At 61.1% G+C, this 21,690-nt stretch carries 23 protein-coding genes; 6 read left to right on the top strand and 17 right to left on the bottom strand.

Features of this window, described 5'->3' with window-relative positions:
• Positions 1-54 precede the first annotated feature (54 nt).
• The 12 genes from ACTUWL_RS12755 to ACTUWL_RS12810 all read right to left on the bottom strand — a co-directional run bounded on the left by ACTUWL_RS12755 (position 55) and on the right by ACTUWL_RS12810 (position 13,929).
• Positions 55-1,374: a phosphorylase family protein gene (locus ACTUWL_RS12755; RefSeq protein ID WP_021081423.1), complete on the bottom strand. Its 1,320-nt coding sequence runs from the start codon at positions 1,372-1,374 to the stop codon at positions 55-57.
• Entirely contained in the window at positions 1,367-1,819 is a 453-nt protein-coding gene (locus ACTUWL_RS12760; RefSeq protein WP_021081422.1) for a response regulator, read from the bottom strand. The genes ACTUWL_RS12755 and ACTUWL_RS12760 overlap by 8 nt, the downstream gene beginning before the upstream one ends.
• Entirely contained in the window at positions 1,816-4,401 is a 2,586-nt protein-coding gene (locus ACTUWL_RS12765; protein ID WP_146160390.1) for a hypothetical protein, read from the bottom strand. The genes ACTUWL_RS12760 and ACTUWL_RS12765 overlap by 4 nt, the downstream gene beginning before the upstream one ends.
• A 454-nt stretch (positions 4,402-4,855) precedes the next feature.
• Positions 4,856-6,007: an ABC transporter substrate-binding protein gene (locus tag ACTUWL_RS12770; RefSeq protein WP_021081420.1), complete on the bottom strand. Its 1,152-nt coding sequence runs from the start codon at positions 6,005-6,007 to the stop codon at positions 4,856-4,858.
• A gap of 145 nt (positions 6,008-6,152) precedes the next feature.
• On the bottom strand, positions 6,153-6,572 hold the full coding sequence (locus ACTUWL_RS12775) for an acyl-CoA thioesterase (RefSeq protein WP_021081419.1): 420 nt from the start codon (positions 6,570-6,572) through the stop codon (positions 6,153-6,155).
• A 61-nt stretch (positions 6,573-6,633) separates the two neighbouring features.
• Positions 6,634-7,395: an SDR family NAD(P)-dependent oxidoreductase gene (locus ACTUWL_RS12780; RefSeq protein WP_021081418.1), complete on the bottom strand. Its 762-nt coding sequence runs from the start codon at positions 7,393-7,395 to the stop codon at positions 6,634-6,636.
• Positions 7,396-7,417: 22 nt separating this feature from the next.
• Positions 7,418-9,286, bottom strand: a complete 1,869-nt coding sequence (locus ACTUWL_RS12785) for a feruloyl-CoA synthase (RefSeq protein WP_021081417.1) — start codon at positions 9,284-9,286, stop codon at positions 7,418-7,420.
• Entirely contained in the window at positions 9,283-10,077 is a 795-nt protein-coding gene (locus ACTUWL_RS12790) for a crotonase/enoyl-CoA hydratase family protein (protein WP_021081416.1), read from the bottom strand. The genes ACTUWL_RS12785 and ACTUWL_RS12790 overlap by 4 nt, the downstream gene beginning before the upstream one ends.
• Positions 10,078-10,378: 301 nt before the next feature.
• Positions 10,379-10,840 (bottom strand): DUF3237 domain-containing protein, encoded by a 462-nt coding sequence (locus ACTUWL_RS12795; protein WP_021081415.1) that lies wholly within the window; start codon positions 10,838-10,840, stop codon positions 10,379-10,381.
• Between the two features lie 4 nt (positions 10,841-10,844).
• Positions 10,845-12,149, bottom strand: coding sequence for a TRAP transporter large permease (locus ACTUWL_RS12800; RefSeq protein ID WP_035652979.1), 1,305 nt, complete (start codon positions 12,147-12,149; stop codon positions 10,845-10,847).
• A gap of 18 nt (positions 12,150-12,167) precedes the next feature.
• Positions 12,168-12,677, bottom strand: a complete 510-nt coding sequence (locus ACTUWL_RS12805; RefSeq protein WP_035652977.1) for a TRAP transporter small permease — start codon at positions 12,675-12,677, stop codon at positions 12,168-12,170.
• A gap of 226 nt (positions 12,678-12,903) precedes the next feature.
• Positions 12,904-13,929, bottom strand: coding sequence for a TRAP transporter substrate-binding protein (locus ACTUWL_RS12810; protein ID WP_021081412.1), 1,026 nt, complete (start codon positions 13,927-13,929; stop codon positions 12,904-12,906).
• A gap of 269 nt (positions 13,930-14,198) precedes the next feature.
• On the opposite strand from ACTUWL_RS12810, the gene pobA reads away from it, so the two are divergent.
• A complete protein-coding gene (pobA, locus tag ACTUWL_RS12815; protein ID WP_021081411.1) occupies positions 14,199-15,368 on the top strand; it encodes a 4-hydroxybenzoate 3-monooxygenase in 1,170 nt (389 codons plus the stop codon).
• Between the two features lie 287 nt (positions 15,369-15,655).
• On the top strand, positions 15,656-16,099 hold the full coding sequence (locus tag ACTUWL_RS12820; RefSeq protein WP_021081410.1) for a PaaI family thioesterase: 444 nt from the start codon (positions 15,656-15,658) through the stop codon (positions 16,097-16,099).
• Here the strand turns inward: ACTUWL_RS12820 and ACTUWL_RS12825 are convergent.
• A complete protein-coding gene (locus ACTUWL_RS12825) occupies positions 16,096-16,989 on the bottom strand; it encodes a LysR family transcriptional regulator (RefSeq protein ID WP_035652971.1) in 894 nt (297 codons plus the stop codon). The two genes, ACTUWL_RS12820 and ACTUWL_RS12825, sit on opposite strands and share 4 nt — an antisense overlap.
• 105 nt (positions 16,990-17,094) lie before the next feature.
• Here ACTUWL_RS12825 and ACTUWL_RS12830 point away from each other — a divergent pair, with 105 nt between their 5' ends.
• Entirely contained in the window at positions 17,095-17,727 is a 633-nt protein-coding gene (locus ACTUWL_RS12830; RefSeq protein WP_021081408.1) for a pyridoxamine 5'-phosphate oxidase family protein, read from the top strand.
• Here the strand turns inward: ACTUWL_RS12830 and ACTUWL_RS12835 are convergent.
• A complete protein-coding gene (locus ACTUWL_RS12835; protein WP_021081407.1) occupies positions 17,724-18,455 on the bottom strand; it encodes a glutathione S-transferase family protein in 732 nt (243 codons plus the stop codon). The two genes, ACTUWL_RS12830 and ACTUWL_RS12835, sit on opposite strands and share 4 nt — an antisense overlap.
• Positions 18,456-18,519: 64 nt before the next feature.
• Positions 18,520-18,753 (bottom strand): hypothetical protein, encoded by a 234-nt coding sequence (locus ACTUWL_RS12840; protein WP_021081406.1) that lies wholly within the window; start codon positions 18,751-18,753, stop codon positions 18,520-18,522.
• 168 nt (positions 18,754-18,921) lie between these two features.
• On the opposite strand from ACTUWL_RS12840, the gene ACTUWL_RS12845 reads away from it, so the two are divergent.
• Both ACTUWL_RS12845 and ACTUWL_RS12850 read left to right on the top strand, forming a co-directional pair.
• Positions 18,922-19,620, top strand: a complete 699-nt coding sequence (locus tag ACTUWL_RS12845; protein WP_021081405.1) for a helix-turn-helix transcriptional regulator — start codon at positions 18,922-18,924, stop codon at positions 19,618-19,620.
• The gene (locus ACTUWL_RS12850; protein ID WP_021081404.1) at positions 19,620-19,955 is read left to right on the top strand and encodes a YkgJ family cysteine cluster protein; all 336 of its coding nucleotides are present in this window, start codon (positions 19,620-19,622) and stop codon (positions 19,953-19,955) included. The genes ACTUWL_RS12845 and ACTUWL_RS12850 overlap by 1 nt, the downstream gene beginning before the upstream one ends.
• 7 nt (positions 19,956-19,962) lie before the next feature.
• On the opposite strand, the gene ACTUWL_RS12855 is transcribed toward ACTUWL_RS12850, so the two are convergent.
• A complete protein-coding gene (locus tag ACTUWL_RS12855; protein WP_021081403.1) occupies positions 19,963-20,370 on the bottom strand; it encodes a hypothetical protein in 408 nt (135 codons plus the stop codon).
• 247 nt (positions 20,371-20,617) lie between these two features.
• On the bottom strand, positions 20,618-20,971 hold the full coding sequence (locus ACTUWL_RS12860; RefSeq protein WP_021081402.1) for a DUF3307 domain-containing protein: 354 nt from the start codon (positions 20,969-20,971) through the stop codon (positions 20,618-20,620).
• Positions 20,972-21,384: 413 nt separating this feature from the next.
• Here ACTUWL_RS12860 and ACTUWL_RS12865 point away from each other — a divergent pair, with 413 nt between their 5' ends.
• Positions 21,385-21,612 carry a hypothetical protein gene (locus tag ACTUWL_RS12865; RefSeq protein WP_021081401.1) on the top strand — a complete coding sequence of 76 codons (228 nt, stop codon included), beginning with the start codon at positions 21,385-21,387 and terminating at the stop codon, positions 21,610-21,612.
• The last annotated feature ends 78 nt before the right edge of the window (positions 21,613-21,690 follow it).

A 21,690-nucleotide genomic window follows, 5' to 3' on the forward strand; every position in this document is an offset into this window, starting at 1 on the left:
GCGATTTAGAGCTATTTGCGGATGGCATGGAGCATGGAACGAGCCGTTCGATACCTACTTTTTGGACTGCCCGTCAATCCTATTAAAGTAGTTGGAGATGATCTCGCTCGCCACACAGTACGAAAGCCTACTAGCTAGTGGCTGAAATAGCTTGTGCTTGGATCCATCACCAAAGTCAGCAACGCCCTTTACAGCCATCATTGCAGGCTTAGCACCCACCGCTAATTCTATGGCCTTGAAGAAGCCGAATATTTCCATCTCGAGCCCGAGAGCATTCGGGAAGCGGTTGATTATCTCGTCCCCCTTCACGTCGTGCGCCACGACGCTACTACCAGAAAGCAATAGTCCGTACTTCACATCGGGATAGTCACCCACGTCCGCCTTAAATTTCTTTCTTAGATTCTTTGACCCTCGTTCGTTCCACACCTCGCTAACCGCAGATCTGAAGATTTCTCCTTCCGACTCCAACAGTGAGGAAATTAGGCGGTCCAGATGACCATCAACAGATACCGGCAGCGCTCGGTTAAAGAAGAACCCTTCCTCAGCCAACTCCCCGTACTTTCCCTCATCCCAGCATGCAGCCTGCCGAGCCACGATAACATCCCCCAACGCACTCCGATTTTGACACTTTTCCTGCCTAAAGCCGCAGCACATGCCCAACATAACCAGAAGCTTCGGTCTAAGTTGACCAATAAGCTGCTCGGCCACAGCCGCGGCGGGCGCCAACCCCATTCCCTCAATGCAATACACAGCAGCCCGCAAAACACGCTCTCCAAACCGAATTGCCCCCGTTTTGAGACGCCTATCTCGAAAGAGCTGAATGTCATCGTTGGGTCCGCTGGCCCATTGAATGCTATCCACAATCGGCTTGTACTCATTCTGAAAACGAGCCGTAACTAAGACCACGTCATAGTCATAACTCGCACTATGAGCTCGGCCATAAGCCGCCTTCCATTTTGCGATGAATTTGATCTTACTGACGATGCTTTTGAGCCAATCATCGCTGTCAGGCCTAAACTGCTCTATCGAAAATAGATTCTCCGCATAGTACCGAAGCTCAGCTTGATACTCCTGTTCGTACGCAGTGAGCCCAACGACACAAGCGGGCATGACCAGGCTACCAGACGCGAGCTGTTCAATGATCGCTCTCGAGTTTTCAGTTCGCGGAGAGCCACGGTCGGTTGCCGGGATGAGTATATCCAATATGACCAAGTCGTAGTAGTTAACCTCTAAGAGCTTCAGAGCCTCAACCAAATTCGACACTAGCTCTATCGTCAACTCAGGCTCGGAAACCCGATCGAGCAATCCAAGGCGAATCGCATCGCTTTTCTCGTGTGCATCCTCGATGACTAGGATGTTGAACCTACTAGCCATAGATCGCTCTCTTAGAATAGCTAATTAACTCATCGTGCCAGCCGTCCGTAGCTAGATCGACGTAGACAGTTGCTTGGTAGATTCCCGGAAAATAACGTCGAAGCTTCGTGTCCAAATCCTTGATACTTGCAATGACAGTCTGTCCCTCTGAGAATGACGCGTGTTGAGTAACGACGATAACCGGGAGCATCAAATTACGAGCTCGCATAAACTGGAGTATCTGCCGGCCAGCCAATGGCTTCTTCTTAATCTCGGTGCCGCTGTCAGGACTAACTTGAAAGCTCATATCCAGCAAAATGAGATTCCATTGCTGCACCTCAAGCAACGGATATGCAGCCTTAACCGACCTACAGACAGTGAACTCAATCTCTGGAATCAAGCTGAGGACATCCCTTATCCGGGCCTCCTTCAGAACATTGTCCTCAACGATCAGAACGTGCCTCATACCAAAAGAGCCTCGGCGCCGGGCAGCTTAATCTCGACAATGAATTGGCCATCCTCGGCGCTAATGATCGGAAAGTTAAAAACGGGAGGAACTTTAAGCAACCGTTCACAAGCATCGATCACCTTGAGAAAGCCATACCCTCCCTCCTTGTAGCTATTCACTCGTCTTTTGCCCTTCGACTTCCGCGGTCTAGTGGCGCGCGTGACAATTTTTTTGGCTCGAGCTTGATGCTTTCGCATTGCGCCCAGTTGCCCCTTCGCAAAGTTGTTTCCTATCCAGATAGTTAAATCTGATACATCCCGCGTCACTCTAATCAGAATCTCGGTATCATTTCTAAGCACGCTTCTCTTGCGCGCATTCGAAAGGCCATTGTGAATGATTTGATCGAACAGTTCGAATGCTCTTCCCGACACCTTGATATCTTTAATGCGAATCGGGCGATTGCTACGCCGATCGACGCACTCAAACTTAATCCTAGCCTTTGATCGGTCCGAGATAATGAAGGTGTTGGACTCTTCGTCGATAAGGTCTCCTATCTCAAATTCGATCAATCTACTTTCTTCGAAATCGACGAGAGAGATCCATCCAGAAACCTGATTGAAAGCGTTGTGCAGATTGATAGTTAGGCTGTCCAAAAACTCACTCGAGCCGATATCATTCAGCGGCCTGATGTCGACGTTAGCCACACCAACGAGCTTCTCGATAAGAGGCCTAATCTCTCCGACCAGGTGATTGCGTGAGGCCCCCAAGATGTCGGAAATTGCTCGCTTTTGAAGCTCGATCAGTTGGCCGACGAGATCGTCGAAGCGGAAGTTGTGCCCCTTCGCAATGTGTTTGATAATAAGAGTAGCAACAGCTTGAACCAATTCCTGATAGAAGCGTCCATCTCGATTTACCTTCAGCCATTCCTCTTGGTAGTCGCCGATGAGTGAAATTATCTCATCTTCGAGCTTGAAAAGCCGACTCCCCCCAAGAGCGAAAGTTGCCTCATACCACGCCCGGTTTGTTTGCCCGCTGAGCGGTTTCGACGAAGTCTGATTTGATATTGCATCCGTAAAAACCTTCAGAAAACGAGGTATCACGACGCCGTGCCTTAAATTATTGCTGAGCGCCCTCTCTAGGCTTGTTGCTGATTCGAATAGAGTAAGTTCACAGACACGTTGAGCGATGATCGTCGCCATGATATCGGCCGTTGAGCCTGTCGCAGGCGCTCCGACGACACGAATCGTTCTGAACAAGAAGCCGAAATCCGCATCAATCGTATCGGCAATTTCCATCTCTAGATATTTCCAATCAATTCGAATCCGACTGCTCCGAAACACTGCTTGAAATCGGTACATTTTTCGAAAGGCCGATTCCTCCGCGATTATCCGATCACAATAGTCGGCCGGCAGCGTCTCGCTTTCGCGGAAGAGGTAAGCCAAGCGCATTCGCGCATGACAAACCTCCAGATCAGCCATTGGTATGTTCAGCTTCGAACCGACTGGCTTGTCCCGAAATGCGTAAGCGTAAACTTCAATGACGCTCTTCTGAAGAACGAAAGCAGCTACAACGCCTCGCGCTTTCTCTCTCATATTGGAGATACTACGCGCGAACTGGGCAAGTCCTTGATTATGGGATTTGAGATAATTTACGTAGTTGATCAGCTGGTTAGTAACGAAGCCTTCTCCGTAGCTAAACTCGACGCTCTCGAACCGAGATATGATCTGTGGAGAAAGTAGAATCACCGACAACAAGATGTTCAGTAAGTACTGCTGTCCCCAGCCTACGGGCGCTAGCTCATGAAACATATCCCAGTTTATGAAGGCCAGCGAAGCAGGATCACGCTCATATTGATCCCGGACCAAAATTAGAAGCTTGTTGAATTCTTGTCTTTCCAAATACGAATAGAATTGAAGTGAGAATACGATAGATCCTTCTATTGGATCTGTAATATAGCGCTTGGCTCTCCTGAAGAAATCTCCGTCGCTTAACCCCCGCGCAATGTAGGCTTTCAAATGGTTGGGCAGCTTTGACTCGATCAACACCTCATCCGAGTGACGCTTAAAGTATTCACTTTCACCGCTGAAGTTGTTCACAGACCTCAATACGATCAGCCGACTCACAATGGTCTTGAGTCTCCACACCCCTGCAATAGGGACCAAAATTTCTAGCTGCTTGAGGCTCAGGGACCAAGTTGAATCAGATAGCGCCTGCAAAAGCACCAATAGGTCGGACCCGAACAGCGGCCACTTGAGTTGCTTCAGAGCGTAGAAAGCATCGCTTAGCTGAGCTAGCGATTGCAACTCGGTGCTTAAGCCAAAGGAGCTCATCGCGGCCGAGAGCGATGTACAGTCGTCAATGCTCGAAGTGATCGCTCTATCTAAATGATGATCGATCTTACGAAGCAGAAACCCTGACAGTCTGGAGTAGCCAGGTGATCGAACGATATTCGAGAGGAGAAGCGAATTTACGATGGAGTAGTCGATATCGTCGAGAGCTTCAAGTTGCCGACGATCAATAGGGTCCCCGCAAAACTGTTCGCCCAATGCGAGCACACGAAGTATTTCAAATTTTGACGTACCTTTCAGATGGTCGAACAATCTGTGTTGATCTAATTGTAGTCTCAGGCGGAGGCCAAGACTGATTATTTCAACGTCAGACAAGTCGATGCCAAGCGAAGCTGAGCGTCTCGGGCCGCTCCCCTGCCTGGCGTAGAAATTCGCCGCGATCGATTCGGGTGCCGGAGGGTCTCCGTTGAGAGGCGCGCCCGGACAGAACACCGCAAGTCTGTTCAAAAATCCCCGGACTACCCGAAATTCCGACCTAACAACAATCATGATCAAACCGGACTAGAACTCGTCAAAATTATGCGATCTAATTCGATCTATCTAAGGTAGTCAACATAGCAAGGCGTTTACCTCAACCCAACTTCCGGCGCGCTTTGGACGGCCTGTTAGCTACCGCCCGCGCTCACCCGCTCAGCTACAATCCTGCCTGCAGAAAAAGCCGGCCCCGGATCGGGACCGGCTTTTCGTTTCGCAGATCGCGGCCGGCTCACAGCGCCGGGACGTATTTGCCGTCCTTGACCGTCAGCAGGATGCGCGAGCGGTCGTCGAGGCCGTAGCGGTCCTTTTCGGTCCAGTTGTAGACGCCCTGGGACGCGACGATCTCCTTCTCGGAGATCAGCGCCTGGCGGATCGCCTCGCGGAATTCCACCGTGCCGGGCTTGGCGGTCTTCAGCGCCACCGGGATGATGCGGTTCAGCACCTGGAACGCATCGTAGGAGTGACCGGCGAACTGGCTGCGGCTGTTGGCGCCGTACTTGGCTTCGTAGGCCGTGTTCAGCGCAAGGCCCGGCTTCTTGGTCAGCGCGCTGTCGGGCTGGGTCTCCGGCGACATGATCGGGCCGGCCGACATGATGACGCCTTCCGCGGAGGCACCAGCGATACGGATGAAGTCCATCGTGGCGGCGCCGTGGGTCTGGTAGATCAGGCCCTTGTAGCCGCGCTCGCGCAGCGCGGTCTGCGGCAGCGCTGCGGCGGTACCGGAGGCGCCGACCAGGATGGCGTCGGGGTTGGCAGCGACGAGCTTCAGCACCTGGCCCGCGACCGACGTATCCGGACGCGCGAAGCGCTCCTCGTCGGTCATGGTCAGGCCCATCGGCACGGCCTGCGCCTTGAAGTCGTTGACCCAGAGGTCGCCGTAGGAATCCGAATAGCCGATATAGCCGACGGTCTTGATGTTGTGCGCCTTCATGTGCTCGTAGAGCACTTTGCCCATGATCGGAATCGACTGCGGCAGGTCGACCGACCATTTCGCGCGGGCGTCGTTGATCGGGAACGGCGCGAGGCCGAAATGCGGGATGCCGGCCTCGTTGGCGACCGTCGACACCGCGATCGTCGTCGGCGTGATGCAGGAGCCCATGATGATGTCGGCCTTGGACTCGGTGACGAAGCGCCGGGTATTTGTGGTGGCAGCCGTCGGATCGCCGGCGTCGTCGAGCACGATCAGCTTCAGCGGCACGCCGCCGATCTCCTTCGGCACGAAATCCAGCGCGTTGCGCTCGGGGATGCCGAGCGCCGCGGCGGGGCCGGTGGTCGAGATCGAGATGCCGATGGTGATTTCATTGGTCTGCGCCTGCGCGGTCATGCCCGGCAGCATAAAACCTGCTGCGAGCACTGCTGCGGCAAGAGTGGCTTTCCTCATTCATTCCTCCCTGCGGATATGTTTTTGGGTTTAAACCGGTTTTGCGGGCCAATTCAGCCCCTTCTTTAGAGCATGATCCGGAAAAGTGGAAACCGGTTTTCCGGGAGGATCATGCTCCGAAAGTCGAGTCATGAGAGACCGCGAGTCAGCCCTTCATGAAGCGGTCGATGATCTCCTGCGGAAACGGTGCCGATTTGAGCTTGGCCGGATCGTCCGGGTGGCGGCCGACCAGCACCCTGGTTTCGAATGCCTCGATCGCAAGCCGCTCGCCCTTGAACACGCGGTGCACCACCTCGAAGCTCGAGCGCTTGATGCTCTCGATCCGGCTCTCGATGGTGATCCAGTCGCCATGGGTCGACGGGATGTGGAATTTCGCCCGCGTATCGACCATGGGAATGCCGACCAGACCGTATTTGTGGACCAGGTCCTGTTTCGAGCAGCCGGCGGCCTCGAACATGATCGAGGTCGAATCGTCGAACATCGCGAAGTAGCGCGGGTAGTAAACGATGTTGGCGGGGTCGCAATCGCCCCACTGGATCTGCACGTCACGCCGGTTGACGAACATGGTTTTTCCTCGATCGAGCATGGCGATCCGGAAGAGCGTTCACGCTCTTCCGGATCATGCGTCAGCGCGGCGCCATCCGGAGCGCGGCATCGAGCCGCACCACTTCGCCGTTCAGATAGGGATTGTCGATCATGTGCAGCGCCAGCGAAGCGAACTCGTCGGCCTGGCCGAGCCGGCGCGGGAACGGGATCGCGGCAGCGAGCGAGTCCTGGGCTTCCTGCGGCAGGCCGGCCAGCAACGGCGTCATGAACAGGCCGGGCGCGATGGTCAGCACGCGGATGCCGAACTGAGCGAGCTCGCGCGCGATCGGCAGCGTCATCGCGACGATACCGCCCTTGGAGGCGGAATAGGCCGCCTGCCCGATCTGGCCGTCATAGGCCGCGACCGAGGCGGTCGAGATCACGACGCCGCGCTCGCCGGTCGCGAGCGGTTCGAGCTTCGACATCTCGGCGGTCGCGAGCCGCAGCATGTTGAAGGAGCCGATCAGATTGACCTTGATCACCTTGTCGAAGTCGGCAAGCGCCATCGGGCCTTCGCGGCCGATCACGCGCTTTGCAACGCCGATGCCGGCGCAATTCACCAGCACACGCGCGGGACCGTGCGCCTTGGCGGCGGCCGCGACCGCTGCTTCTGCTGCCGCGGCATCCGCGACGTCGCAGACAACGGAAATGCCGCCGATCTCCGCCGCGACGCTCTCGGCGAGCTTGGCGTTGAGATCGCAGACCGCAACCTTGGCGCCTTGCGCGGCCAGCCGCCGCGCCGTCGCAGCGCCCAATCCCGATGCGCCGCCGGTGACGATGGCGGCCTGGTCCTTCAACTGCATGGCATTCTCCTCTCTTCGAGAATCAGATTGACGTGATCACCGATGCCGGCGGCACCGGTGCATAGAGCGCATCGATGATGTCGGTGCGATGCTCAAGCACCGCGCGCTGGTTGATTGAGCCCTTGTCGGTGACCTCGCCACGATCGATCGACAGCGGCGCGTCGAGCAGGATTGCCCGCGCGATCCGGTTCGACGAGCCGGTGGCGCTTGCAAGCACACGCGCGAAGCGCTCGCGGAAGGCAGCGCGCACCAGCGGATCGTTGGCTGCGGCCGCGATGTCGCCAGAGGCAAGCGCCGGATTGATCAGGCGGCAGCCATCGAGATCGAGGATCACGATCGCCGTGAGTTCGTCGCGGTTGATCCCCGCGATCACGACGTCGCGGACCAGCGGCGCGCAGATGCCGACGAAGCGCGCCCGCAACGGCCCGACGCTGACCCAGGTGCCGCTCGCCAGTTTGAAATCCTCGGCGATACGGCCGTCGAAATCGAACCCGGCATCGAGATCGCCGGGGTTGGCGGGCTTCAACGCATCGCCGAACTTGTAGAAGCCTTCCTCGTCGAACGCCTTGGCGGTCAACTCGGGCTGCCGCCAGTAGCCGGGCGTCACGTTCGGGCCCCTGGCGCGGACCTCGAGCTTGCCGTTGTTGGGCACCAGCTTCGCGTCATTGCCCGACACCGGAAGCCCGACATGGCCGGAGCGGCTGGTGTCGGGACGTACCGACATGAAGAACGGCGAGGTCTCGGTGGCGCCGAGCCCGGTCAGCATGGGGACGCGATAGCCCTTCTCCTGCACGGCGAGCGCATCGAGGCTGTTCCAGACGAACGGCGACAGCGCGGCGCCGGAAAAGAACATGGCGTGGAGCCGGTGGAAGAATTTCGACCGCAAGTCGGCGTCGTCACGCAGATAGGGCAGCAGCGATTCATAGCCCTTGGGTACGTTGAAATAGACCGTCGGCGAGATCTCGCGCAGGTTTCGCACGGTCTCCTCGATGCCGCCGGGCATCGGCTTGCCCTCATCGAGATACATCGAACCGCCGTTATAGAGCGTCAGCCCGACATTGTGGTTGCCGCCGAAGGTGTGATTCCATGGCAGCCAGTCGACGATCACAGGCGGCTCGTCCTTCAGGAACGCCAGCGTCTCGCGCAGCATCACCTGGTTGGCGCAGATCATCCGCTGGGTATTGATCACGGCCTTCGGGTTGCCGGTCGAACCCGACGTCAGCAGGAATTTCGCGATCGTGTCCGGACCGACGGCCGCATGGATCGCGTCGAGGCGGCCGTCTTCCGGCGTCGCCATCAGATCGGCGAGCCGTGTCACCTCGCGGCCGGGCACCGCGCCGCGGCTTGCCGCGATCTCGACCTCGGGCGCCACGTTGGCGCGCAACGCGTCGGCGAATTTGTCGGCGTCATCGACGAAGACCAGACCGGGCGTCAGCAGCTTGATGACGTAACCGAGCTTGCCGTAGTCGCGCGACACCAGCGAATAGGCCGGCGAGACCGGACAGAACGGAATGCCGGCATAGAGCGCGCCGAGCGCGATCAGCGCGTGATCGATCGAATTGCCCGACAGTATCACGATCGGCCGTTCTGCCGACAATCCGCGCGCGATCAGCGCGGAGGCGATGCGCCGTGTGGCCTCGAACAGCTGCGCGTAGCTGATTCGCCGCCAGTCGCTACCGGCGCGCTCCGCCATGAACACGCGGTTCGGCTCAGCGTTCGCCCAGTGATGCAGCCGGTCGGTGAGGCGTACCGGAAAGTCGGCGAGCTTCAGCTTGGGACGAAGATAGATCGTGCCGTCGTCGCGGCGCTCGACGGTGACGGCGGGATTGCCGAACGAGATCGGGCGCAACGGATGCACACTCGCTGCTGATGCAGACATCGTGGCGCTCATGTCGGCTTCACCTTGGCAGTCTTGCGATCCAGGAAGGCGCGGATCCGCTTCTTGGCTTCCTTGTCGCTCTGCGCCACCGTCGCCATCAGCGATTCCATCAGCAGGCCGGTCTGCGGATTGGCCTCGGCGATCATCGGCAGCGCCTGCAACACCGCGAAGTTGGTCAGCGGCGCATTTGCGGCGACGCGCTCGGCAAGCTCCAGCGCCTTGGGCAACGCGCCCTCGGCTTCGGTGAGATATTGCGAGAAGCCGTAGGCTGAGCCCTCGGTCGCCGAATAGACCCGTCCGGTCAACATCATGTCGGCCATCCTGGGCACGCCGATCAGGCGCGGCAGCCGCACCGATCCGCCGCCGCCGACGAAGATACCGCGCTGGCCCTCGGGCAGCGCGAAATAGGCCGACGGCTCGGCGACGCGGATATGCGCGGCGCAGGCCAGCTCCAGCCCGCCGCCGATGACAGCGCCCTTCAGCGCGGCGATCACAGGTACGCGGCAATACTGGATGCGGTCGAATACGCGGTGCCACATCTGGGAATGCACCAGCCCCTCGGTGGCGTCGCGCTCGGTCAGTTCGGAGAGGTCAAGGCCGGACGAGAAATGATCGCCGACGCCATGGATCACCACCGCGCCGATTTCTTCCGGGATGGCGGAAAAGCAGTCCCGCAGCGCCAGGATGATGCCGTCGTTCAGCGCATTGCGCTTGGCGGGCCGATTGAGCCCGACCGTCAGCACCGCCCCCCGCGTCTCGATCCTGAGCAGCGCGGCGTCACCCGCGTCGGCAGCGTTTCCCATGGCGTTATTGTTTCCCGTTCAGAATAGTTATATTTTATAATTATCATCGCAGGAGTCAATATGGGTTCATGATCGTCGTCCTGGCGAAAGCCAGGACCCATAACCACCGCATTTGATGATGAACGGGATCGTGGCCTCGACGTCGCGCACAATTGAGATTTGGGGCAATGGGTCCTGGCTTTCGCCAGGACGACGCGGGATGTGTTGCACCAGCTGTGACTGATGCTCCCGCATTTTGCGCCGTGAACTGTCCGAGCTTTGCTCTTCAGCTCGTGCGGGCGAACAGAGCCCGCCCGGAGCTTCACAGCACCTGGTGCACGTCGATCACGACGCGGTCGGCGTGGCGGGCGGCGGAGCCTATGAAGATGTGCTCCATCAGCCAGCGGTACTTCTCGGCGCCGGTCTCGAATTTCGGCACGGTGCGGAAATAGATCAGCTTGGGATCGACAGGCTCGCCGCGCTTGAGCTTGTGCAAGAGTTCGACCGGCCCGAACCGGATGCCCTTGTTCTCGACATAGACGACGGCGCCGTCGTCGGTCTCGAAGGCGTATTTCGCCTCCAGCTCGATCAGCTCGCTCGGCCGGATGATCTGGAAGTCGGCGCCGAAGGGCAGCACCTTGCCGTTGATCCGCTCGCCTTTCACCTCGCCGCCGATGATCGGAATGATGCGGCGGACGCCGGTGCCGATATCGCCGGCGGACGTCACCTCGGCGATCGCTGCGGTGATGGTGAAGACGTACCTGGTGCGGAGTTCTGGGCTCATCCGTCTAACCTATCATGCGTTGCGGCAGCCAGGTCGCGAGCAGCGGGAACAGGATCAGGATCACCAGCCGGATCAGGTCGGTGATCACGAACGGCAGCACGCCGACGAAGATCGTCGACATGTTGACGTCCTTGATCACGCTCTTGATCACGAACACGTTCATGCCGACCGGCGGATGGATCAACCCGAGCTCGACCGTCATCACGATGATGATGCCGAACCAGATCGGATCGAAGCCGAGCGCGGTGACCACCGGAAACACGATCGGAACGGTAAGGATCACCATCGCCATCGCGTCCATCAGGCAGCCGAGCACCAGATACATCAACAGGATCAGCGCCAGCACGCCATAGGGCCCGATGCCGAGCCCGGTGAGGAATTCGGTGACGTGCTGCGGCGTCTGGGTGATGGTGAGGAAATAGCCGAAGCAGAGCGCGCCAATCAGCACGGTGAACACCGCTGCCGCGGTGCGGGTCGCCTGCAGCAGCGATTGCAGGATGCCGTCCTTGGTGAGCTTGCCACGGAGGAGGCCGATGATGAAGGCGCCGACCGCGCCGACCGCGCCGGCTTCGGTCGGGACGAAGAAGCCGCCATAGAGGCCGCCGATCACGAACAGGAACAGCAGCAGCGGCGACCAGACGTCGCGCAGCGCCACCAGGCGCTCGTGCCACGACGCCTTCTTGCCCGCCGGCAGGAAGCCCGGCCGCGTCACGCCGATGATGCCGATCGTGACCATGTGCATCAGGATCGCGAGCAGGCCCGGCACGACGCCGGCGATGAACAGCTTGCCGATATCCTGCTGGGTGATGATGCCGTACACCGCGAGCACGGTCGACGGTGGCAGCATCGCCCCCAGCGTGCCGCCGACCGCGATCACGCCGGTGGCGAACGATTGCGGATAGCCGAAGCGGCGCATCTCGGGATAGGCGACCGCTGAAAAGGTGGCGGCGGTGGCGACCGACGAGCCCGAGATCGCGGCGAAGCCGCCGCAGGCCGCAATGGTCGCGATGCCCAGCCCGCCCTTCCAATGGCCGACAAAGGTGTTGGCGGCGCGGAACAGCTCGCGGCTGATGCCCGAGACGGACACGAAAGCGCCCATCAACAAGAACATCGGGATCACGCCGAAGGAATAGTCGGTCACCGTGCGCATCGTGGTCTGGCCGACCAGTTTCAGCGCGGGAGCAAAGCCGGTGAGATAGCCAAAGCCAGTGATGCCGACGAGGCCCATCGCCATGCCGACGGGAACACGGAGCAGCATCAGCACGAACAGGCTGACAAAGCCGATGACGGCGACGGCCTCGGGACTCAGGTCGAGACTCATTACCGTCTACTCCGCGGTCTTGATCTTGGCATCATGGATATCTTCCGGGTGGAAGATCAGGCGGTAGGTGCGGATCGCGATCAGCAGCACCGCGGAGACGTCGCCGATCCACGACACCAGGAAGAACGGCCAGACCGGGACGCCGAGGTCCATCGTCACGATATGGCTGTTCCTGGTATCGATCACCTTGTCGACCAGCGTGTAGGTCTGCACCGACACCACGAACAGCAGCACCAGGGTCGCGAAGATGTCGATCCAGCGCTGGTAACGCGGCGAGGCATTGGCCCAGACCAGATCCACCGTGATGTGGGTGCCGCGATAGCTCGTCGCCGCAATGCCCCAGAAGATCAGGATGCCGAGCAGGAACTGGCCGAAATTGTAATAGTCCGGGATCGTCACCGCGAAGAACTTGCGCATGAACACCGCGGTGAAGGTGTTGAGCGCGACGACGCCGACGAAGAAGGCCGCCACCCATTCGATCGAATCGATGAAACGATCCATGAAATTCTTGCGCACCGGCTCGGGTGGACCGGTGATCGCGCCGTCTTGGGTGACTTCGGAATTCGCGGCCATGATTTGATCTTCGCTTCCCGTGGCTCGTCATTCTCGGTGCGCAATTGCGCACCTGAGGGGCGCGACAAAGTCGCGAACCCGGAATCCATAACCACCACAGTGAGTATGGATTCCCCGATGCGCATCTGCGGCCTGCGCCAAGCGGCGCATCCCGGAATGACGAAGTCGCCTAGATCCCCGCCTCGTACTTCTTCAGCGTGGCCTGCAGATCGGCCTCGACCTTCTCGGCATCGCCGCCGGCCTTCTTCACCGCCTCGGCCCAGCTGTCGCGCAGCGGCTTGACCGCCTTCTTCCATTCGGCGAGCTGATCAGGGGTCAGCGGATAGACCTCATGGCCTTGCAGCGCCTTCATCTTGGTGCGGCCGTTGGCTTCGAAATCGGTCCAGGGATCGGTGACCTTGGAAGCCCATTCCGGCGAGCAGTGGTCGTCGATCACCTTCTTCTGGGCATCCGACATCGCATTGTATTTGGCGAGGTTCATGTTGTAGGTGAAAACCGTCGTGTAGAGCGGCACGTCCATGTGGTACTTCACGACCTTGTCGATGCCGAACAGGAAGATCGAGCCCCACGGGAAGGTGATCTCGTCGGCCACGCCGCGCTCGATCGCGTCGCGCGATTCCGGCGCGGAGGCCTGCACATTGGTGCCGCCGAACATCTTCACCATCTCGCCGATCGTGCTCTGCGCCGGCCGCACCTTGACGCCGGAGAGGTCGCCCGGCAGCACGATCTTCTTCTTGCCGTGCAGCGCGCCCGGATCGTGGATGAAGGCGAAGCAGAGCTTGGTATCCTTCATCTCGGTGGCCGCGTATTTGTGGTACCACTCGTTCAGCGCCAGGGTGCCCTTCTTGCCGTCCGAGAATACGAACGGCAGCTGGCCCGCGGCCGCGATCGGGAAGCGGCCGGGCTGATAGCCGGGATTGACGTAGGTGACGTCGGCAATGCCGTCGCGCGCCATGTCGTAATGGTCGAACGCCTTGCCGAGCTGCTCGGACGGAAACACGGTGACCTTGATGGTGCCGCCCGATGCCTTCTCGATGTCGGCGGCCCAGGCCTGCGTCGCCGGCACCAGCGGATGCGCCGGCGGCACCCAGAGCGACACCTTGAGATTGACGGTCTTGTCCTGCGCCAGGGCAGGGGCTGCTGCGGCCGGCACGATGGCGGCTGCCATCAGCAGCGCCGACAAACTTCTCCTCATCACGTCTCCTCCTCTCCAGGACGGCGGGCTTTGTGCCCGGTCTCATTACTTAACATGTTATCTAATTCACGTAGATATTCAAGCCGAAATCCGCGGGGCGGACGCCTCGTCGCACCCGGCCCTCCGGCATCTTGCGCTGCGGCGAAAGCTGTCCGCGGCAAATCGACCTTGCCAAACCTGTTATATGATATAGTTGCCAAGGCAAGTTGACGGTGAGCCCCCGGCGCGGGGCGCCCGACTCAAGCCTATCCGATCGGGAGGAGCAGGTATTGCGGACAAAAGTAGCAATCATAGGCGCAGGTCCGGCCGGACTGTTGCTTGGGCAACTACTTCATACTTTCGGCGTAGACAACGTCATTCTCGAGCGGCAGACCCCGGACTACGTGCTGGGCCGGATTCGCGCCGGCCTGCTCGAGGAAGGCACGGTGTCACTGCTCGAGCGCGTCGGCGCCGGCGCCCGGCTGCGCCAGGAAGGCCTGGTCCATCACGGCGTCGAGCTGGCGTTCGGCGGCGCGCGGCACCGCATCGACATGCATGCGGCGACCGGCAAGACCGTGACCATCTACGGCCAGACCGAGGTCACGCTCGATCTGATGAATGCCCGCAAGGCGGCCGGCCTGACCACGGTGTACTCCGCCGCCGACGTCAAGCCGCACGACTTCGGCACCGATCGTCCGCGCGTCAGCTACGTCAAGGACGGCGTCAGCCACGAAATCGCCTGCGATTTCATCGCCGGCTGCGACGGCTTCCACGGCATCAGCCGCGCCAGCGTGCCGGCCTCGGCCATCACCAGCTATGAGCGGGTGTATCCGTTCGGCTGGCTCGGCATCCTCTCCGAGACGCCGCCGGTTTCGCCGGAGCTGATCTACAACAAGCACGAGCGCGGCTTTGCGCTGTGCACGATGCGCTCGACCCACCGCAGCCGCTACTACGTGCAGTGCCCGCTCGACGATCATGTCGACCAGTGGTCCGACGAGCGGTTCTGGGATGAGTTAAAGCGGCGGCTCGACCAGAAGGCGGCCGACGAGATCATCACCGGCCCCTCGATCGAGAAGAGCATCGCGCCGCTGCGCAGCTTCGTCGCTGAACCGATGCGGTTCGGCCGGATGTTCCTCGCAGGCGACGCCTCGCATATCGTGCCGCCGACCGGCGCCAAGGGCCTGAACCTTGCGGCCAGCGACGTGCATTATCTGTCGCAGGCGCTGCGCGAATTTTACGACGAGAAATCCTCCGCCGGCCTCAACGGTTATTCGGCGAGGGCGCTGGCGCGGGTCTGGAAGGCGGTGCGCTTCTCCTGGTGGATGACCTCGATGCTGCATAAATTCCCCGACGAAGGCGAATTCGCCGCGCGCATCCAGATCGCCGAGCTCGACTACCTCGTCAGCTCGAAGGCGGCGTCGACCTCGCTGTCGGAGAATTATGTGGGGCTGCCGTTCTAGGGGTGCTCGCGGATGCTTTTGTCAAACAGCATCCTCTCCGCAATCTCGGCCGTCATACCCCGCGTATGCGGGGTATCCAGTACGCCGCGCCTTCTCGATTCATGCCGTGCGGTCTCTGGGATACTGGATCGCCCGCTTTCGCGGGCGATGACAGCTGAAGACGTGGCAACAGGCCAGCGCCGCATTCAAACACCCACGTGAATCCCGTTTAAAACTTTGTAGGCGGTGAAACCGTCCTCGACATCGCGTTCAATGGCGTCAATCCAACGTCATAAGCGAGATTTGAGATGACCACCGATACACAAATCGCCCCCGACATTCCTGACGGCTTCGAGCCGCTGTTCCGCAAGAGCCCCCTCACCGAGCCCTGGGAGCCGCTCTACCAGAAAAAGACCGAGCGATCCGTCATCATCGGCCTGCGGCTGGCCCGGCCGCACACCAACGGCCGCGGCCTGATCCATGGCGGGCTGATCGCGGCACTTTCCGACAACGCGATGGGCTATAGCTGCGGCCAGGCGACCGGCTGGACCACCTCATATGTGACGATCTCGCTCACGGTCGATTTCGTCGGCTCGGCCAATATCGGGCAGTGGCTCGCGATCGAGAGCGACGTGATCAAGACCGGCAGCACGATCTGCTTCGCGCAGAGCCTGATCAAGGCCGACGGCGTCACGATCGCGCGCGCCAGCGGCACGTTCCGCGTGGTGCCGAAGAAGCCGCCGGTGAGCTAGCTGAAGCGCCAGTCGGTGATCTCGGTGACGAGATCGATGAAGGTCCGCACCTTCGCCGACAACAGGCGGGATGTCGGATAGACGACATGGATCGGTACCGGCGGCTGCTCGAACGCGGCGAGCACGATTCGGACCCGCTTCGCCTTCAGTGATTCGGCGGCCTGGTAGGCCATCACCCGGGTCAGCCCGCCGTCCTGCTCGGCGAACTGGATGGCGGAATCCGAACTGTTGCTGGTGAAGCGCGGCGTCGGCGTGATGCGGATCTCCTGGCCGTCCTCCACAAAGCGCCAGTCGGGCGTTGCGGTCATGGCGCCGAACTGGATGGTGTCATGGGAGGTCAAGTCCGCCGGCCGCTTCGGCTCGCCGCGGAGCTTGAGATAGCCGTGCGAGGCCACCACGATGCGGCGCATCTGGCCGACATGCCGCGCCACCAGGGTCGAATCCGGCAGGTGCCCGAGCCTGACCGCGAGGTCGACGCCATCCTCGACGAGGTTGATGCGGCGGTCCGACAGCCGCAGGTCGACGCCGACCTCGGGATAGCGCTTCAGGTAGGCGGAGACGACCGGACTGACATGCAGCCGCCCGAAGCCGAACGGGGCGGAGATCACCAGGCGGCCTTCGGGGCGAGTGCGCTCGCTCTCCACCGCGTCCTCCGCCTCCTCGACGTCGGCGAGGATCCGCCGCGCCCGCTCCAGATAGCGCGAGCCGGCGTCGGTCAGCGTCACCTGCCGCGTCGTCCGCTGCAGCAGCCGCGCGCCCAGCCGCTCCTCCAGTGCCGCGATCAGCCGGGTGATGGCGGATGGCGACAGACCGAGCTTGCGGGCAGCGGGAGCAAACCCCTCGAGGTCCGCCACCGCGACGAAGGCCTGCATGGCATCGATCCGGTCCATGGAACTATTGCATAATCGGCAATAGTGAAGTGTCAATTCACAAGATTGCTTGCGATCCGGAAACGCCCATTTGTACGGGTAGGACAGCCGTTTCGGGAGGCCCAGATGTTTGATGCTGACACCTATCCCAGCGACGTCGCCTTCACCCCGGCGGTCAAGGCGATCCAGACCCGCAAGGGCTCGCGCGACACCTATGCCGAGGTCGAGGCGCATGGCGGCTGGCAGACCGAGATCGACGAGAACCTCGCGGCCCTCCTCGCCAACACCAACAGCTTCTACTTCGCGACCGCATCAGCCGACGGTCAGCCCTATATCCAGCACCGTGGCGGACCGAAGGGCTTCATCAAGGTGCTCGACAAGCACACCATCGCGTTCGCCGACTACAGCGGCAACCGGCAGTTCATCACGCAGGGCAATCTCTCGGAGAACCCGAAGGCGTACATCTTCGTGATGAATTATGCGCACCGGCAGCGCGTCAAGATCTGGGGCGAGGCGCGCGTGGTCGAAGACGATCCGGCGCTGACGCGTTCGCTGATGCCCCAAGGCTATCGCGCGCGCCCTGAGCAGGTGATCCTGTTCAAGGTCACGGCGTGGGACAGCAACTGCCCGCAGCACATTCCGCAGAAGTTCGACGCGGCCGACGTGGCGCAAGCCCTCGCCTCACGCGACCAGCGTATTGCCGAACTCGAGGCGGAGCTCGCCGCATTGAAGGGCCAGCCCGCCCCTGCTGCCAGCTAAGCTGCCTGCTGCTGCAGCGGCGCCCAGGCGAACTCCGGATAGTACTGCTGCATCATGCGGGCGACATAGGCGGTGAGATTGTCGAACTTCTCGGTGCGCTCGCGCAGCGGCGAATCGAAGAACGGCGTCAGGATCCCCGCCAGCGCGCCGAACGCAGTGGCATCCGTGCCGCAGGGCGCGTTGCCCATCAGATAAGGCTTGTCGCCGAGCTGCACGGACAGCGCAAACAGCGAGCGCATCGCGAGGTCGACGTCCTCGTCGGGCCCGTGGCGGCCGAGCCCGCTCAACAGATAGTTCTCGGCCACCCGGAACTGGGCGTCCTCGCGCAGCTTGTCGCGCATGTGATCGGGCGCTCCGTCGAAGAAATGCGCGGGCCCCTTGGCGAAATTGGTATCGTCGACCCAGCGCGCGCCGACCAGCGCCCAGTAGACGTGATGCTCGATCATGCGCTCGAAGGCCCAGGCCTGAGCGCGCGCCTGCAGGCTCAGCGGCGCGTCGAAATCGAAACCGTATTTGCCCTCGATATGGGCGCGGATGAAGGTCGAATCGGCGATCGTCTCGCCGTCGTCGGAAATGAACGGCAGCTGGCCCTTCGGAGAGGCCGGCGGCATCGCCTTCTCCTTGGTGTAGGCAAGCCCGGCCATCTTGAGCTGGACCTCGGTCTTGGTCACGAAAGGACTGATTTCCGGCAGACCGAAGCCCGTGCCAAAGCCAAAAAGCGTAATCATATGAAGCTCCCGATCGCCTGTAGTCGTGAATTGAGGCTAGCTGTCCCCTGCTGCCAGCATGGTGTCAGCAGTAGTGGCATTCACTGCCGAGCGGGGTTGCGGGTGCGAGGCGGCGAACCGCCTCGCGAACCCGCTTGACCAGCCGTGCCCGCCCGTAGGACCAGACCGTGCTGACAGACTGTGCGATCAGCGCGACCAGGGCCCAACGCAGGTCGCCGGAGGTGGAGTAGACCGTGACCAGCTGTTCCAGCGCGAAGCTCTGCGCTTGCCGGAAACCGAGTTCATCAAGATTCGCCATGGACAAATTCCCTTCACTTGAGGTGTTGTCCTGATATAGCCCCCACCTGCTGCCAACATGCTGTCAGCAGCAGCCGGACGGGACGCAGAAAAGCCGACGCGTCGAGACACCGCGAGATGCGTCAAGACGGTCGTCAAGACGCTGAAGAGAATTGCCAAGAGAGTTGCCATGAGACGCGCCGACCGGCTGTTTCAGATCATCCAGGTGCTCCGCCGCACCCGTAAGCCTTTGACTGCGGACGCGATCGCAGCCGAGCTCGAGACCTCGAAGCGGACCATCTATCGCGATATCGCCAGCCTGATCGAGCAGCGGGTGCCGATCCGCGGCGAGGCCGGCATGGGCTACATCCTGGAGAAGGGTTTTGACCTGCCGCCGTTGATGCTGACACCCGACGAGATCGAGGCCTGCGTGCTCGGCGCGCAATGGGTGATCGGCCACGCCGATCCGGCGCTGGCGCGCGCCGCCGAGGACCTGATGGCCAAGATTGCCGAGACCGTGCCCGACCGGCTGCGGCCGTTCGTGCTGGAGCCGGCGAGCCGCGCCCGCTCCGCCTGGAACCGGGAGCCCGACCGCATCGACATGGTCAGGACCCGCAGCCAGATCCACGAGGGCAAGAAGATCACGCTGAACTATCGCGACGAGCACGGCCGCGACAGCGAGCGTACGATCTGGCCGATCGCAGTCGGCTATCACGAGGCGGTGCGGCTGCTTGCCGCCTGGTGCGAGCTGCGCAAGGATTTCCGCAGCTTCCGCACCGACCGCGTGGTCACCGCTGTTTACCACGACGAGAAGTATCCGGAGCGGCGCGATCTGCTCAGGGCGCGCTGGCGACGCAGCCTGGTGTGGGAAGCACCGAGGGACACCTGATGGCCGACGACGCAATCGATGCGGCCGGCAACAGCCCGTGCCAGTCCTGCGGCGCCTGTTGCAGCTATTCGGAGAACTGGCCGCGCTTCACGATCGAGGACGACACGCAACTCGACCTGATCCCGGCGCAATTCGTCAACGCACGACAATCAGGGATGCGCTGCGAGGGCGATCGCTGCTCGGCGCTGTCGGGGAAGATCGGAGAGGCAACGCGCTGCGTGGTCTATGCGGTGCGGCCGGACGTGTGCCGGACCTGCCAGCCGGGCGACGCGGAATGCGCGATGGCGCGGCGCCGGCACGGGCTGCCGCTCATCGCGAGCGCGCAGCCGGATTGAGCGCGGCTTAGGCCGTCACAGTCACCGTCTCGCTGACGTCCTCGTCGTCGAGCTCGTCATCGACAACCGGCGCGAAGCTCGACAGCGGCTTGGTCGACAGCGTGATCGGCTTGCGGCCGCCATGCGAAACGGCCGCGGCACGGACCGGCTCGCGCGACAGCGCGTACAGCGTCGACCCGACACGGCCGCCGGAATTGACCAGCTCCCACTCGCTGCAGCTCGACGCAATCGCCACCGCGAGTGCGTGCAGATGGCTGCGCCGATAGCAGAACAGCGCCAGCCTCGCCCGGACATCGGGCGCGACATTAGCGACCAGCAACGAAAGCCCGTTCGGATTGGCGCGATACATCTGGCCGAGCAGGTCGTCGGCAACCGGGCAGGCATCGTTCTCGAAGGCGTCGCGGCTTGAAAACATTTGCAAATCCCCCTCGATCGGGAAGATGCCGCGCAATCCTCTAACGAAAGGTTAACCACGGCCTCCGGTCGTCGCCGAAGAGGCTTGCCCGTTGCACGCGAATCACATCCGCCCCGGCCAAAAGCGTCTTCAAGCGAAGGGAATACCGGTTCGCGTCAAGAAAACGCGTCAAAACCAGGATCCCGTCGGAACGGGCTTCGGCGGGAGGGTCGTGGTCAGGGCTGTGGGAGGCGGCGTCGCGAGTCGCTCAGTTCGCGGCCATGTAGATCGACAGCGCGAAGCCGGTGAGGTGATGCAGCGCCTGGTCGACCCCGATCAGGGTCCAGAACCAGGGATGGTGCGATTCCAGCGTCACGCCGAAATGCGAGGCGCAGATGCCTTTGCAGCGATCGACGATGATGTGGATCACGAAGTCGACGAAGGCGACGTACCAGAACCGCGGCGCCACCACCAGGATCAGTGCCAGCGCGACCGCAAGGTGGACCAGGCAATGCGCGAGCAGCGGCATGGCCCAGCCGGTCTTCTGGTCCTTGCCGATCGCCATCCAGGCGTTCTGCAGCATGAAGTCGGCGATGATGTGCTTTGCGGTGAGAAGCAACATCCATCCCACCAGGGCACCAACCGACACCGACGATGACATGGCAGGAAACAACAAGCTGACGCCCTTTTACTTCGATGAATGTGATTGCAAGAAATCCGGGTCAGGCCGTCAGCACAATTCCGCAAACCGAAGCTTGTCTCATTTATGACATCTCCGGCGGCGGAATGCACCTGCGGCCCCGCGAAAATCACATCCGGGTTCAGGCCTCGATAGTGGCGATGGTCATGCGCCATCGCGGCGCAGGTCAGCCGGACCAAGGTGGCGGCCGGTTGGGGGGATTGCATTCCCCCACGGAGGTATACCGTCGGCGGCACAGGAAATTTTCTTTCTTTTATAGTCATTTACGGATTCACCGGGCAGCGCCGCGGCGGCAACACACCGTTCCGGACGGGTGATCAGCCAGGTAGTCAACCATGAGCGCCGAAGCCCCCGCGCCTTCGCCGATGCAGCCGCGGCCTCGCCCTCCGGTCGCCAAGAGCAACCGCGCGCAGATCATCACCTTCACCCTGCTGACACTGCTGCTCAGCGCGGTCACCGAGGCGATCCTGCGCGGCGCGGTGCATCGCCGCGTCGAATCACCCGCTCGCGATTTCACTTTGCGGGCGCCAACTGATCCGCGCTCGCGATCAGGAATTGGCTGACGCCGTCTGGAACGAAGCGGAACAGCGGGAGTCGACTCATAGCTCCCGACATCAGCCCCCAAGCGCATCGGGAGTAGC

Source organism: Bradyrhizobium sp. WCU1 (assembly GCF_053474805.1).

What these genes read in the sequence shown, in the direction of transcription:
- ACTUWL_RS12755 (WP_021081423.1), bottom strand. Translation starts at nt 1,374, where the DNA reads ATGGCTAGTAGGTTCAACATCCTAGTCATCGAGGATGCACACGAGAAA.
- ACTUWL_RS12760 (WP_021081422.1), bottom strand. Translation starts at nt 1,819, where the DNA reads ATGAGGCACGTTCTGATCGTTGAGGACAATGTTCTGAAGGAGGCCCGG.
- ACTUWL_RS12770 (WP_021081420.1), bottom strand. Translation starts at nt 6,007, where the DNA reads ATGAGGAAAGCCACTCTTGCCGCAGCAGTGCTCGCAGCAGGTTTTATG.
- ACTUWL_RS12775 (WP_021081419.1), bottom strand. Translation starts at nt 6,572, where the DNA reads ATGTTCGTCAACCGGCGTGACGTGCAGATCCAGTGGGGCGATTGCGAC.
- ACTUWL_RS12780 (WP_021081418.1), bottom strand. Translation starts at nt 7,395, where the DNA reads ATGCAGTTGAAGGACCAGGCCGCCATCGTCACCGGCGGCGCATCGGGA.
- ACTUWL_RS12785 (WP_021081417.1), bottom strand. Translation starts at nt 9,286, where the DNA reads ATGAGCGCCACGATGTCTGCATCAGCAGCGAGTGTGCATCCGTTGCGC.
- ACTUWL_RS12790 (WP_021081416.1), bottom strand. Translation starts at nt 10,077, where the DNA reads ATGGGAAACGCTGCCGACGCGGGTGACGCCGCGCTGCTCAGGATCGAG.
- ACTUWL_RS12795 (WP_021081415.1), bottom strand. Translation starts at nt 10,840, where the DNA reads ATGAGCCCAGAACTCCGCACCAGGTACGTCTTCACCATCACCGCAGCG.
- ACTUWL_RS12810 (WP_021081412.1), bottom strand. Translation starts at nt 13,929, where the DNA reads ATGAGGAGAAGTTTGTCGGCGCTGCTGATGGCAGCCGCCATCGTGCCG.
- ACTUWL_RS12820 (WP_021081410.1), top strand. Translation starts at nt 15,656, where the DNA reads ATGACCACCGATACACAAATCGCCCCCGACATTCCTGACGGCTTCGAG.
- ACTUWL_RS12825 (WP_035652971.1), bottom strand. Translation starts at nt 16,989, where the DNA reads ATGGACCGGATCGATGCCATGCAGGCCTTCGTCGCGGTGGCGGACCTC.
- ACTUWL_RS12830 (WP_021081408.1), top strand. Translation starts at nt 17,095, where the DNA reads ATGTTTGATGCTGACACCTATCCCAGCGACGTCGCCTTCACCCCGGCG.
- ACTUWL_RS12835 (WP_021081407.1), bottom strand. Translation starts at nt 18,455, where the DNA reads ATGATTACGCTTTTTGGCTTTGGCACGGGCTTCGGTCTGCCGGAAATC.
- ACTUWL_RS12840 (WP_021081406.1), bottom strand. Translation starts at nt 18,753, where the DNA reads ATGGCGAATCTTGATGAACTCGGTTTCCGGCAAGCGCAGAGCTTCGCG.
- ACTUWL_RS12845 (WP_021081405.1), top strand. Translation starts at nt 18,922, where the DNA reads ATGAGACGCGCCGACCGGCTGTTTCAGATCATCCAGGTGCTCCGCCGC.
- ACTUWL_RS12850 (WP_021081404.1), top strand. Translation starts at nt 19,620, where the DNA reads ATGGCCGACGACGCAATCGATGCGGCCGGCAACAGCCCGTGCCAGTCC.
- ACTUWL_RS12855 (WP_021081403.1), bottom strand. Translation starts at nt 20,370, where the DNA reads ATGTTTTCAAGCCGCGACGCCTTCGAGAACGATGCCTGCCCGGTTGCC.
- ACTUWL_RS12860 (WP_021081402.1), bottom strand. Translation starts at nt 20,971, where the DNA reads ATGTTGCTTCTCACCGCAAAGCACATCATCGCCGACTTCATGCTGCAG.
- ACTUWL_RS12865 (WP_021081401.1), top strand. Translation starts at nt 21,385, where the DNA reads ATGAGCGCCGAAGCCCCCGCGCCTTCGCCGATGCAGCCGCGGCCTCGC.